Here is a 13,014-nt window from a genome sequence, read left to right as displayed (position 1 = left end):
CACCTCTAAATAGTAAATGCCTATTAAAAAAGAGGCATTATGCACAAATTATAAACCTAATTGCTTTTCTCGAATTTCAGCTAAGGTTTTACAATCAATACATAAATCTGCTGTTGGGCGAGCTTCTAAGCGTTTTATCCCAATCTCCACACCGCAGGTTTCGCAAAAACCATAATCATCTTCTTGGATTTTATACAATGTTTGCTCAATTTTTTTCAACAATTTACGTTCGCGATCACGATTACGAAGCTCTAAGCTAAATTCTTCTTCTTGGCTTGCACGGTCGTTAGGATCAGCAAAGTTCGTCATATCTTCTTGAAGCTGGCTTTTAGTGCGTTCTGCTTCTTCCATAATTTGACTATGCCAAGCTTTTAGAATTTTATTGAAATGCTCACGTTGAGCTTCATTCATATATTCTTCATCTTTTTTAGCTTCATAGGGCTGCACGCCTGCTAATGCCAATAATCCGAGAGAGGTGGTTTTAGCCGCTTCAGTCATAGATTTACTCCTTGTTTGGAATTTTATTGTTAAATTATTCCCGAATAACAAACTAACTTCCTTGTAACTACTTTATACGAAAAAAATCAAATCTTCGGGTTTTTAGTAATGGCGGCTATAAATAACACAAAATTAACTGACTCACAAATAAATTTGCAAGATTTTTACATTTATGGATTTATTTGCACACAATTATAGCCGAATATCAATTCGGCTATTTATCTGCCTATTTATTTACCAACTTTTTGACCAATCAGCAAGCCATTTTTGCACTACCTCATTAGATGGTGGGGTAAATGCTAATTTTTTATAGGTTGGCATATCTGCAAAAGCAGGGTCTGTTCCCTCAGCTAAAACAGGGTTCATCACATTATGATAAGAAATAATATGTTGTGACTCTGGTTGATGTAAAAATTCAAGAAATTGATTTGCTAGGGCTTTTTGCTTAGTCGTTTTTACAATAGCCGCATTTTCAACTTGAACTAAATGCCCTTCCTCGAAAGGGGCAGCGACATACTTATCCGTTTTTTCGTGCCACTTATGATATAAAGGCGAGGTGGTATAACTTAGCACGAGATCCGACTCCCCTTTTAAGAAAGCCCCGTAGGTTTCAGACCAGCCTTTACCTACTGTTACTGTGTGTTTTGCTAATGTTTTCCACGCGTTTGGCGTTTCATCACCATAGACCTGATTTACCCACATTAAGAAGCCACGCCCAACACTGCTGGTTCTAGGATCTTGATAAATGACCTTGAGATCTTGGCGTTCCACAAGCTCTTTTAAACTTTTAGGCGGATTTTTTAACTTTTCTTTATCATAAATAAAGGCATAAGACCCCATATCATACGGAAAGAAAATTTTGTCTTTAATCTCTAATTTAGTTTTGGCCTCAAATTCGGCAAATAATCCGCTTTTCTCTGCCTCAGCTTGTAAGAAATTATCAATACCTAATACCACATCAGCTTTGGTTTTTTTGCCTTCTAAACGGACGCGATTAAACATCGTTACGCTATCATCAAACGGCATAAACTTTAAATCGCACTGACATTCTTTCTCAAAATTCTGTTCCAACTTAGAAGCAGGGCCATATTCAGAGGCAAAAGAGCTGTAAGTATAAACGGTTAGTGTTGGTTGATTGGCAAATGCCGTAGCAGTCAGTAATGCCAGTGAAGATAAAATCAATTTCATAAAAAAGTCCTTCTAAAATTAAGTAGATAGAAGGATTTAAGAAAGGCAAAGTTGCTTATCTCAAATCCCTACGCTGATATTAATCAGATCAGGTTCTATGGGTATTTCTCAGCTACAAGCGGTTTGATTTGTATAAAATTTTGCAAATTTTTACCTAAAAACAACCGCTTGTTGCACCCCAATGAGAACGCCTTATTGTAAAAAGTTTATCGACTAATTTCAATCATCGCAAACGTTTGCCATTTAATAAAAAACGCATTATACTACCGCCCTAGTCCAAACAAGGAACTAGAAATGAATTCTCTTATTTTCAAAACACAAAATGCTAAACAGCTACGCATCGTTTTTCGAGGCGTAGCTGTTTTTTTATTCATTTCTAAATATTAAAAATCGCTGTAAAGCGATTTTTTTGTAATATCAGCTCAATTAAGAGCAACTACCTAAGCCGATTTTTAAACCCAAATTGATAATATTGAAAAGGAATAGCATATATGAGCCAGTTGATTCGCACCTTAAAAGGTCATATTCGTGATGAAATAATCAAACAAGGAGGCTGGGTTAATGCACACGCTCACGCAGACCGTGCATTTACGATGACACCAGAGAAAATCACCGTTTACCAAAATGCGAATCTACAACAAAAATGGGATTTAGTCGATGAAGTTAAACGCAATTCAAGCGTTGATGACTACTACCGTCGCTTTTCACAAGCAATTGAGTTAATGATTTCACAAGGCGTAACTGCATTCGGAACTTTTGTTGATATCGATCAGGTATGTGAAGATAGAGCTATTATTGCTGCCCATAAAGCACGTGAAGTGTATAAAAATGATATTATCCTAAAATTTGCCAACCAAACTTTAAAAGGTGTTATTGAGCCAACTGCGAAAAAATGGTTCGATATTGGCTCGGAAATGGTCGATATTATTGGAGGGCTGCCCTATCGTGATGAACTTGATTACGGCAAAGGCTTGGAGGCAATGGATATTTTAATGGATACCGCCAAATCGCTCGGTAAAATGTTACACGTCCACGTCGATCAATTTAACTCACCAACAGAAAAAGAGACGGAACAACTTTGCGATAAATCAATAGAGCACGGAATGCAAGGCAAAGTAGTAGCAATTCACGGCATCTCGATTGGTGCTCATCCCAAAGAGTATCGCAAAATGCTATATCAAAAAATGCGTGATAGCCAAATGATGGTCATTGCTTGTCCGATGGCGTGGATTGATAGTAGCCGTAAAGAAGATTTACAACCTTTCCATAATGCCTTAACACCTGCTGATGAACTCATTCCTGAAGGCATTACAGTTGCAATCGGCACAGATAATATTTGTGACTATATGGTTCCATTATGCGAAGGCGATATGTGGCAAGAGTTAAGTCTGCTTTCTGCTGGCTGCCGCTTTACTAACTTAGAAGAAATGGCAAATATTGCAAGTATCAACGGCAGGAAAGTGCTGGGCTTACAATAAAATTAATTAAAAAAGCGTGAGTTTCCATATTCACGCTTTTTAAACTTAAATTTCTATATGTATATGCTATTTTCTATACTTGCCAGCCATTGCTTGGTAAACCGCATTTTCATTGCTTAAAATGGAATATTTTGCATTTAAAATCGCAAATTGTGAATTACGCTCTGTATTCATTGCTGCAATCCACTCACGGAATTCTGCAACCCCTTGATCATAACGATTTTTGTAATATGAACTAATTCGTTTATCGTGATTATAAGTATCTTGTAACATTTTTAACGCACTTATTGATTGCGTATAGTTGTAGTAATAACGATCTATTTCATTTAATGCTGCGGTAATTTTTTGCTCATAATTTAAACGAGCCGTTACATAATCTGCTTCTGAAATTTTTACGTTATTTTTTACACGGTTCCAATCCAAGAATGGCAAATCCAGTTTAATTAACCCATTACCAATAGGATTATCTGCAATATTACCCACATTTGTTGCACTGCCTGTAATAGAGCCACCAATCGTTAAAGTTGGGAACCAGCTTTTCTCTGTCGCAGTTAAAGATTTAAATGCACTTCTTAAGCGTTGTAATGAACCTAACACATCAGGACGATTTGCAATAGCTGAAACGGGTACATTCAAATCTACACCTTGTAATTTCACATCCATCACATTTGGATAACGAATATGAAGCGGTGTATTTGGGTGAAGATTTAGCAAATTACGTAACGTCTGCTCCGCTGATTTTTGCATTGTTCGTAATTCAATAACCTTATTTCTCGCACTTAATACGGCTTGTTGTGCTTGATCAACCGACAAACTGTCAATGACACCCGCATTCATTTTATTCGTTAAAATACGACCAATTTGCTCGTAATTTTTTACGTTCTCTTCGGTAATACGAATAGCATCATAGTAATAAGCGAGTTGGTAATAAGTTGTTACAACTGAATTGATAATAGACAAACGTGTTGCCTTTAAATCTTCAATCGTAGCCTTATGCCCCCACTCTGCTGCACTTGCGGTATCTGCCAAACGTCGCCATAAATCAATGGTATAACTTAAATTAAATGCCGCTTGAGCCGCGGTTGTTGAAACGCCAGTTGAAACATTATTAGAGGAAGAAGAACCCAAACCTTTTGCTGCAGAAACCGACCCAGAACCGCTAAAAGTTGGTACTAAATTTGCCCCAACTAAATTAGCATTGTAAAGTGCTTTATTGACCGCAATACTGCTTTTAGCTAAATCAAGATTATTTTTAATCGCTAAATCAACAATACGGTTCAATTGTACATCATTATAGCCTTGCCACCATTGCTCATTAATTCGATATTGTTTGGTAATTTCATCATAGCGTTGATAAGTCTCTTGTGCTTGCTGCAAAGTACCATCATTGCTCATATTTCCTGTAGTACACGCGGTTAGCGTTAATGCTAATACTACCGAAAACGCTGATTTTGAGAGTTTCATTATACGTCCTTTGGGAATAGAAATAATTGAGGTAGAAAAGTGGCGTATTCTAACCAAGAACCTTTTTTCTTTCCAGTTAAAATGAACAATTGTTCATTTAATTATTTAACAGCTCACTGATCCGATTTGTATGGCGAATTTTCTGACTACTCAAACTCACACGCTCTGCAAGCAAAATCGCTTTCAGCTCAGATAACGCTTGTTGAAAATCATCATTAATAATCACATAATCAAATTCATCATAATGACTCATTTCCGATACAGCTTCCGCCATACGTTTGGCAAACACTTCATCAGAATCCTGCCCACGCCCAATCAAACGCTTTTCTAATTCTGCTTTTGACGGTGGGAGAATAAAGATAGTTTTCACATTCTTCACTTTTTCCCGAATTTGTCTTGCTCCCTGCCAATCAATATCAAGAAAAACATCAATACCCTGCTCAAGACTACGTTCAATCATCGGTAACGATGTGCCATAGTAATTGCCAAAAACTTCCGCCCATTCTAAAAAATGACCTTGTTCAATTAAATGCGTAAATGCTTCTCGGCTAGTAAAATAATAATGCACGCCATCTTGTTCAGCTGGACGTGGACTACGTGTTGTATGAGAAACAGAAAGCTGAACTTCCGAACGAGGCAAATCGCCCAATAATGCGTTAATTAACGAAGATTTACCTGCACCACTTGGTGCTGAAATAATATAAAGATGACCTAAACTCATTTTCTTAACTAATTTAAAACAGATAAAAATAATGGACAATTTTCATTGTCCATTACACGAAATGACTAACGAGCCAAAGGTGGAACAAAGGTAATACCTAAATCCCACGGCTGCTCAATCCACGTTTCTTGTGGAATATCAATAATATAATCATCCACAAGTGAGGCTCCTTGCGGTTTTGCAAATACCGTTACAAAACGAGCCTTCGGATACATTCTACGAATTTCTTTTGCGGTATTACCTGTATCAACTAAATCATCAACCACAATAAAGCCTTCGCCATCGGTTTCTGCCGCGTGTAACACTTTTAACTCACCTTGACTATCGTGCTCGTAGCTTGCGATACAAACTGTTTCTACGTGGCGAATACCCAATTCACGCGATAATACCGCAGCAGGGAACAAACCGCCACGGCTTACGGCAATAATCCCTTTCCACTGAGAAGCGGGTAATAAATTTTCTGCCAACTTACGGGCGTGCATATGGAACATATCCCACGTTACCACATATTTTTCATTTGTGTATTTTTCGCTCATAGAAACAACCTAATATAAAATTGGGGCTCAGCCCGATATAAAAAATTGCACTAGAATAACCTGAAAATAGCTTTTTCGCCATCATTTCATTCATTTTTTTCTACGGCTTGTTACGCAAGCGTATGCGTAGTGCAAAAAATCAGCACTAGAATAACTTCTCTAACGTAAAAAATAGCGATTTATTTTCCCGAGAGTAAAAATCGGCGATGTTGCTATCCATTTTTTGGTAACGAAAATTCAATTTCGGCACAATGCCCTGCCAATGCCAGTGGCGATTCCAAACGCTGATATTCGCTTGATATTCCTTATCCACCCGTTTGTAGCCAAACAGATAATGAGGATCGGCGAAATAGCGTTTGCCAAACCCAATATTCGCTTGCATTGCCCAACGTTCGCCTTGATAAACTGCCCCGATTTTTACCAAAAATTTATTGGAGCTTTGGGCTTTTTCACGGGCAATTTCACGGCTACCGTCTAAATTTGCAAAAAATCGCCAATTTTTGACCGCTTGTAACTGCACGCCCAAGCCAATTTGGTTAAGGTAACCGTTGTATCGGCTTGCGGTGAGCGGTTCAAAATAACGCTTTTGTAAATGGGTGAAACGGCTGGAAACCGACCATTTCTCATTCACCGCCCGCCAAGCATTTAAGTTTGCACCAAACTGGTAATTGTAACGGCGGCTGCCTAGCCAATTTTGCTCAAGAAAAGGCGAAATGCCTAAGCGGTAACGTGCCGTGCGGTAGCTGTAATTTGGGGAAATCGAAAGCGATTGTTCGTTGTAATCCTGATTGTTCCAGTAATAGACGCCATCGTAGCGGAAATCTGCCCCCACAAAATGATTGCCACCAATATTCTGCATTTTCCCCAAGCCTACGCCATATTTCCCCCCTTTTGCTGATTGCGGCAGGCTATTTGGATCTTTTCTAAAAATCCGCCCATTCACATTCACAATCGAGGAATCGGAGGCATTATTCACGTTATCCGTTTGGGTATATTGCAGGTAAAAATCGGGCTGCCAACGCTCACTTTCTGCGATTTGCCGCTGCGTTTGTTCGGCAATTTGGCGTAAATCGGGCGGTAGTGTCAGTTGGCGAAATTCACTTTCTGCCTCACGAAACTGCTGATTTTCCGCCAAAATCAAGGCGAGATCAAAACGAGGGTAAACCAACTCGGGCTTTTTCGCTAACAGTTGGCGATAATGAAAAATCGCCTTGTTATGATCTTTTTCCGCATAGGCTAATGCCGCCAAGCCGTAATCCAGCAACAGCGGATCTGTATTCGTTTGTTTCGAATAATCCTGTAAAAGCCGGGCTAAATATTGCCAATCTTGGCGTAAAATCGCCGTGTTGATTTGCTCTTCAAGCGTTTGGTCAGGTGAATTTTCAGGCAGGTAAGCGGTCGTTTTTTGCGGCTTTTTTGCAAATTTTTGTTCAAATTTCACCGCTTGTGAATGGCGTTCAAACGAAACGGGGTCGGCGTTGTGTTCAATCACGGTTTCTGCCAAAACAAAAGGACTGAAAAGTGGTAATAAAAGGGTATATTTTTTCATAAAGATAAAGAAATGAATAGATATTATCAATACAAATGCCGCTTAATTTTTCATTAAACGGCATTGAATATTAGAGAAAATTATTTTTGGATTTCTCCACGCGTGCCTGAAAGTCCGTATTCGTAATTATATTCTCCACTAGACGATGAAAATTGAATTTTTCCACCAACTTCTTCTGCTTGAGGTCCAAAAAAGGTTAATGAATAGTTACCATTATAGTACCCTTTATTATGAGAGACTGTCGAAGAAATATCCCCATTATGAATCACCCCACTATCTAATAAAACATTATCACTGGAGCCTGTCCAATTTTTTAACTCTCCCTGACCTGTACGAGAGGTGAAATCAACGTCATAATTTAAATACCCTTTCAAGCCAAATTGATCGAGAGAACGTCCCTGATAAGTTGCTCTTCCTTCTTTTGGAATAGCAGAACTTTCTGTTTTAGTTCCTGTTGCACTGACCTCATATGTTACAGAATCAACAAACTCACTGTTCTGAAAACCTGTTCTACTGTACCGAACCATTTTCACGACAGAATGAGGCTGAGTATAAAGGCTAACTTTAGTTCTTTCTTCAAACAGATCTGTTTTTTGTGATAATACTTCAGGAATATCGCTTACACCACTTGCTTCTTGATACTGTTTCACAGCCAAACGCTCTTTTTCCAATCGCTCTTCCTCCGCTTTTTTCGCTGCTAATGCTTCAGCCTCAGCTTTTGCTCTTTCATAAGCGGCAATTGCGGCTTTAGTTTCAGCAATTTCTTTATCAAGTAATTTTGTTGCTTCTGTGATTTCGGTTAATTTTCCTGAAAGTGATGCAACAGCTTTATCTGCTTCTGATTTTGCACTATTTACATCTGTTAAACTTTGATTTGCACTCTGAGCATTAGCGGTTAGAGTTTCTTTGATTTTCTCCATTTCAGCTAATTTTTGAGCTGCATCACGCACTGCCTGCTCAGCTACTTCTTTACTTTTCGTCACTAATGCAAGTTGCTCTTTGGTTGTTTGAACATTAGCATCAATTTTTTCTTTTGCTTGCGTGGCTTCTGTTACTTTTTGGTTAGAAGCATTTAATAGAGCTTCACTCTCTGCTTTCACTTTGCTAATCGCTTGAGCATTTTGATTAATAGACTCTGAGTTTGTCTCTACTCCCTCTTTAATCTTATTAATTTCCGCTAATGTACTTTGAGCGTTACCTAATACCTTTTCAATATCCGTTTTTACTTGATTTACCGCATTAAGATCTCCTGTTGCAGTCTGCAAGTTATTTTCTAATGTTGCTTTCGCTTGCTGAATTTGAGCTAAATTTTCAGCGGCATTACTTACAATTTTCTCAACATCTGCTTTTGTTTGCGTAATTTTTTCCAACTGAGTGTTTGCTGCTTGTAAGTTAGATTCAGCGTTTTCTTTTGTCTTAGTCAATGCTACAACATTTTGAGCCGCTGCCTTAGCTAAGCTTTCAGCCTCTTTCTTTGCTGCATCAATGGTAGACAAAGCTTGTTTTGAGCTACTTGCATCTTTTTCTAAAGATGATTTCACTTTGTTAATTTCACCAAGTTTTTGCTCTGCTTGTTTAGCAAGTTGCTCTGCTTCAAGGAGTGATTTGTTAATTTGGGCTAAACTCTCTTCCGATTTTTTCGCATTTTCCTTTAATACTGCTTGTGACTTATCTATCTCAGCTAATTTTGAAACAGCCCCATTCGCAGTTTGCTCTGCCTGATTTTTAGCTTGTGAAACCGTTTCTAACTGAGCAGTTAAAGTCTGTATCTCATTCTCTAAATTTTGTTTAATTTTGTTAATATCCGCTAGTTTCTGAGTTGCCGTTTGATTGAGCTGCTCCACATTTGCTTTTGTTTTGGAAATCGCTGCCTCAGCTTGTTGAGTATTATTTGCTATCTGTTCAGCATCCGATTTTACCCCTGAAACTGTTTTGGCTTGAGCTTTTGCTTCCGCTGATGAAGCTTCAACTCTGGCAGTTGATGCTTGTGGTTCTGTTGATTTTGTTGCCGGAGAGCCTTTACCACCACTACTACAAGCCGTTAAACTCAATAAAATCAAACTTGCCAATGTTACTTTTTTGATAGACATAGAATGTTCCTTTTGTAAGATAAAAGATGATTTTTGTGTTTAAAACACACGCAGATTGTACAAAAAAAAAACAACCAGTCATCAAGTTCTTTTTTCACTTTTTTAAGATTTTTTTATTAAATTCATCTCAAATTATTCTACAATGGTAGAGATAGCTATCCAGCTTAAATACAAGCGGTGATTTTTTCTCAATTTTTTACAAAAGGAGCTCATTATGTCTGAAATTTCAACTCTCGCCCCTCAACTGCTCTGGCAATGGTTTGATAAAGTGTGTGCTATTCCACATCCCTCTTATCACGAAGAAGAATTGGCGGAATTTATTGTGAATTGGGCAAAATCGAAGACGTTTTTTGTTGAGCGTGATGAAGCAGGCAATGTGTTAATTCGCAAGCCTGCAACCGTAGGAATGGAAAATCGTGCAACTATTGCCCTGCAAGCTCACTTAGATATGGTGCCACAAGCCAATGCGGGCACAGTTCACGATTTCAAAAAAGACCCAATCCAGCCTTATATTGATGGCGACTGGGTGAAAGCGAAAGGTACAACACTTGGGGCTGATAACGGCATTGGTTTAGCCTCGTGCTTAGCGGTGTTAGATAGCGATGACTTAGCTCACCCAACCATTGAAGTACTGCTGACAATGACAGAAGAAGCGGGAATGGAAGGGGCGATTGGCTTACGCCCAAATTGGCTTACTGCCGATATGATGATTAATACCGATACCGAAGAAAACGGTGAAATCTATATCGGCTGTGCAGGCGGTGAAAATGTGAATATAACCTTACCCGTTTTTTTAGTGCCACACCAGCAAGATTCTGCACTGACGGTTACGCTTAAAGGCTTGCAAGGCGGACATTCTGGCTGCGATATTCACACTAATCGTGCCAATGCGATTAAGGTTTTTGCTCACATTTTAGAAGCAGCATACCACGAAGTTGCATTTCAGATTTCAGCCATTCAAGGGGGGTCTGTGCGTAATGCCATTCCTCGTGAAGCTCAGGCAACCTTGATTGTTTCTGCAAAAAATAAAGAAAAATTGACCGCTTGTTTAACCCAAACTGCGGAGCAATTAAAGGCTGAACTCAACATTGCAGAGCCAAACTTGCAATGTTTAATTGAAGAGGCGAATATTCCTGCACAGGCATTTGATCTTGCAAGCACGGAGCGTGTAATCCATTTCCTTAACATTCTGCCAAATGGTGTTGTGCGTAACAGCGATGTCGTGAAAAATGTGGTAGAAACCTCATTAAGCGTTGGTGTGCTTACCACCGAAGAGAGCAATATAAACGTAACTATTCTCGCTCGCTCATTGATTGAAGGCGGTAAAGCCGAAATTCGTAGTAAAATCCGCTCGTTAGCTACTCTGGTTGGTGCTGAAGCTGATTTTTCGGGCAACTATCCAGGCTGGGAGCCAAATCCAAACTCAAAAATCACGCCATTAACCAAAGCGATTTATGATGATATTTTAGGCTACGAGTCTGAAATTAAGGTTATTCACGCAGGGCTTGAGTGCGGCTTAATCAATAAAATCTATCCAAATATGGATTTTGTGTCGATCGGACCAACCATTCTTAATGCACATTCGCCAGATGAAAAAGTGCATATCCCAGCTGTGGAAATTTATTGGAAATTATTAACTCGTTTGCTTGCACAAGCACCGGCTAAATAATTTGATAAAACTAAAGGGCGAACAATCAATTCGCCCTTTAGTTGTTTATTCATTCGATTTTGTAAATATCTTCCCCATTTCGTCTGGTTTTAAGCAACCTTAAAATCCAAACATATTGTTCTGGGTTTTTCTTCACAAAATACTCAATCACTCGATTCATTTCTCGGGCAGATTGCACAGGATCGCCTGAAAATTCAAGTGGCGGTAAGATCTCCATTTCATACTTTGATTTTTCCGCATTATAAATTGAAAACATTGGGATCACTTCCGCATTCGCTACTCTTGCCATTTTATTTAAGCCAGGTAGTGTGGCTTTTTCGGTAGCAAAGAAATCCGTATAAACACTGAGCTCCTCACCAAAATCTTCATCAGGCAAGAAATAGCCTACATCGCCTTTGCGTACATCGGCTAAAAAGGCTTTAATACCATTTTGACGAGTGTGCATTCGACCGCCTAAACGCTCACGGGTCATATTCCAAAGCCAATCTACTAACGCATTGCGGTGCGGATTATACATAGACGTCATCGGGTAACCTAACGAAAACATAGCAATTCCAGCCATATCAATAGACCAAGTATGTGGCACAAGCATAATCACATTTTTACCACTTTCTTTGGCTTTTACTACGTGCTCAAAGCCTGTAAACTCACAACGTTTTTGTAAATAAGAGACTGGGCGAATTGCTGTTTCTCCAATAGCAAGCATTGTTTGAGCTACGGTGATGAACATTTTTTCAACTACGTCTTCACACTTTTGCTCGCCCCATTTGGGAAAGCAGTAACGTAAATTTACTTTTGCTCGGTGATAACCCTTTTTATTGTGCTTTTTTAGGTATTTATAAGCAACTTTACCAACGAAAGTGGACAATTTATCTCTGATTCGTGCTGGCACATACGCCAAAATCACAAGCCCTAATACACTTAACCAGATGCTCCAATATTTAGGCTGTAGAAAAGACCATAGGAATTTGTGAGTGTAACCGTCTTGGGCGGTAATTCTTGTCATTCTTTATTCCTCTTTATTTGTCACTTTTCTTTGCTTATGCAAAGAACTAAAATGCCCTGAGATACATTCCCCTCTTTTCTAAAGAGGGGAGCTAGATCTCCATAACATCTTGAGCAAAGAAAGTAACATAATCACTTCTTATCAATAATGTTCTTCACCGCCAATATTATCCCAAGCCCGATAAATGCCCCAGGAGGTAAAATCGCAATCAACAGCCCTGAATCAATATGTAATACATCAATATATAACGCTTTTGCCCAGTCGCCGAGTAGTAAATCTAAGCCATAAAATAACGTACCGTTACCGATAATTTCACGCAATGCACCGAGTACAACAAGACTTAATGTCATACCTAGCCCCATTGAAAAACCATCAAAGACGGAGAATTTTACTTCATTTTTCGAAGCATAGGCTTCTGCTCGCCCGATAACAATACAGTTGGTCACAATCAACGGAATAAAAATACCAAGTGATTGATACACGGGAAAAGCAAAAGCATTCATTAAAAGTTGTACTGCGGTTACCACTGTTGCAATAATCATCACATAAATCGGAATACGAATATCATGTGGCGTAATTTTGCGGAAAAGCGAAACAGTGACATTAGTGCAGATCAGCACCAACATAGTGGCTAAACCTAATCCTAACGCATTAGTGACGCTATTTGAAACTGCAAGCAATGGGCAAAGCCCCAATAGTTGAACTAAGGTACTATTATTTTTCCATACACCATCAGTAAACAGCTCTTTCCAAACACTCTTCTGTTTAGGCTCTATCTCAATATTAGTTACAGGGATCTGGTTTTCTTTTTCCAT

The 13,014-nt window shown here is 38.9% G+C and carries 11 protein-coding genes and 1 riboswitch; of the genes, 2 read left to right on the top strand and 9 right to left on the bottom strand.

What is annotated here, in order from left to right:
* Nucleotides 1–48 precede the first annotated feature (48 nt).
* Nucleotides 49–498, bottom strand: coding sequence for an RNA polymerase-binding protein DksA (gene dksA / locus GM698_RS07675; RefSeq protein WP_159631066.1), 450 nt, complete (start codon nt 496–498; stop codon nt 49–51).
* A 234-nt stretch (nt 499–732) separates the two neighbouring features.
* Nucleotides 733–1,686 (bottom strand): thiamine ABC transporter substrate binding subunit, encoded by a 954-nt coding sequence (thiB, locus tag GM698_RS07670; RefSeq protein ID WP_209289208.1) that lies wholly within the window; start codon nt 1,684–1,686, stop codon nt 733–735.
* A 47-nt stretch (nt 1,687–1,733) separates the two neighbouring features.
* Nucleotides 1,734–1,877: riboswitch (TPP riboswitch) on the bottom strand.
* Between the two features lie 300 nt (nt 1,878–2,177).
* Between thiB and GM698_RS07665 the strand changes: the two genes are divergently transcribed.
* Complete coding sequence (locus tag GM698_RS07665) at nt 2,178–3,164, top strand: amidohydrolase family protein (protein WP_176810308.1); 987 nt, start codon at nt 2,178–2,180, stop codon at nt 3,162–3,164.
* A gap of 66 nt (nt 3,165–3,230) precedes the next feature.
* Here GM698_RS07665 and GM698_RS07660 read toward each other — a convergent pair whose 3' ends face one another.
* From GM698_RS07660 to GM698_RS07640, 5 genes are all read right to left on the bottom strand, one after another.
* The gene (locus GM698_RS07660; RefSeq protein ID WP_209289207.1) at nt 3,231–4,628 is read right to left on the bottom strand and encodes a TolC family protein; all 1,398 of its coding nucleotides are present in this window, start codon (nt 4,626–4,628) and stop codon (nt 3,231–3,233) included.
* Nucleotides 4,629–4,725: 97 nt separating this feature from the next.
* Nucleotides 4,726–5,349 carry a guanylate kinase gene (gmk, locus tag GM698_RS07655; RefSeq protein WP_209289206.1) on the bottom strand — a complete coding sequence of 208 codons (624 nt, stop codon included), beginning with the start codon at nt 5,347–5,349 and terminating at the stop codon, nt 4,726–4,728.
* Nucleotides 5,350–5,414: 65 nt separating this feature from the next.
* Nucleotides 5,415–5,885, bottom strand: a complete 471-nt coding sequence (gene gpt / locus GM698_RS07650) for a xanthine phosphoribosyltransferase (RefSeq protein ID WP_159631076.1) — start codon at nt 5,883–5,885, stop codon at nt 5,415–5,417.
* Between the two features lie 145 nt (nt 5,886–6,030).
* Nucleotides 6,031–7,434, bottom strand: a complete 1,404-nt coding sequence (locus tag GM698_RS07645) for a surface lipoprotein assembly modifier (protein ID WP_176808915.1) — start codon at nt 7,432–7,434, stop codon at nt 6,031–6,033.
* A gap of 80 nt (nt 7,435–7,514) precedes the next feature.
* The gene (locus tag GM698_RS07640) at nt 7,515–9,524 is read right to left on the bottom strand and encodes a factor H binding protein domain-containing protein (protein ID WP_176808916.1); all 2,010 of its coding nucleotides are present in this window, start codon (nt 9,522–9,524) and stop codon (nt 7,515–7,517) included.
* 214 nt (nt 9,525–9,738) lie between these two features.
* Here GM698_RS07640 and GM698_RS07635 point away from each other — a divergent pair, with 214 nt between their 5' ends.
* A complete protein-coding gene (locus tag GM698_RS07635; RefSeq protein ID WP_176808917.1) occupies nt 9,739–11,193 on the top strand; it encodes an aminoacyl-histidine dipeptidase in 1,455 nt (484 codons plus the stop codon).
* Between the two features lie 49 nt (nt 11,194–11,242).
* Here GM698_RS07635 and lpxM read toward each other — a convergent pair whose 3' ends face one another.
* Complete coding sequence (lpxM, locus tag GM698_RS07630; RefSeq protein WP_176808918.1) at nt 11,243–12,199, bottom strand: lauroyl-Kdo(2)-lipid IV(A) myristoyltransferase; 957 nt, start codon at nt 12,197–12,199, stop codon at nt 11,243–11,245.
* A gap of 131 nt (nt 12,200–12,330) precedes the next feature.
* The gene (locus GM698_RS07625; RefSeq protein ID WP_159631087.1) at nt 12,331–13,014 is read right to left on the bottom strand and encodes an electron transport complex subunit E; all 684 of its coding nucleotides are present in this window, start codon (nt 13,012–13,014) and stop codon (nt 12,331–12,333) included.

Source organism: Mannheimia sp. ZY171111, assembly GCF_017750945.1.
GTDB lineage: Bacteria > Pseudomonadota > Gammaproteobacteria > Enterobacterales > Pasteurellaceae > Mannheimia > Mannheimia pernigra.
The sequence above is the reverse complement of the archived record's forward strand: the minus strand, read 5'-3'. Positions and strand labels throughout refer to the sequence as shown.

Coding starts and splice junctions, on each gene's coding strand:
- GM698_RS07665 (WP_176810308.1), top strand. CDS start 2,178: ATGAGCCAGTTGATTCGCACCTTAAAAGGTCATATTCGTGATGAAATA.
- GM698_RS07645 (WP_176808915.1), bottom strand. CDS start 7,434: ATGAAAAAATATACCCTTTTATTACCACTTTTCAGTCCTTTTGTTTTG.
- dksA (WP_159631066.1), bottom strand. CDS start 498: ATGACTGAAGCGGCTAAAACCACCTCTCTCGGATTATTGGCATTAGCA.
- GM698_RS07635 (WP_176808917.1), top strand. CDS start 9,739: ATGTCTGAAATTTCAACTCTCGCCCCTCAACTGCTCTGGCAATGGTTT.
- thiB (WP_209289208.1), bottom strand. CDS start 1,686: ATGAAATTGATTTTATCTTCACTGGCATTACTGACTGCTACGGCATTT.
- gmk (WP_209289206.1), bottom strand. CDS start 5,349: ATGAGTTTAGGTCATCTTTATATTATTTCAGCACCAAGTGGTGCAGGT.
- GM698_RS07625 (WP_159631087.1), bottom strand. CDS start 13,014: ATGGAAAAAGAAAACCAGATCCCTGTAACTAATATTGAGATAGAGCCT.
- lpxM (WP_176808918.1), bottom strand. CDS start 12,199: ATGACAAGAATTACCGCCCAAGACGGTTACACTCACAAATTCCTATGG.
- GM698_RS07660 (WP_209289207.1), bottom strand. CDS start 4,628: ATGAAACTCTCAAAATCAGCGTTTTCGGTAGTATTAGCATTAACGCTA.
- gpt (WP_159631076.1), bottom strand. CDS start 5,885: ATGAGCGAAAAATACACAAATGAAAAATATGTGGTAACGTGGGATATG.
- GM698_RS07640 (WP_176808916.1), bottom strand. CDS start 9,524: ATGTCTATCAAAAAAGTAACATTGGCAAGTTTGATTTTATTGAGTTTA.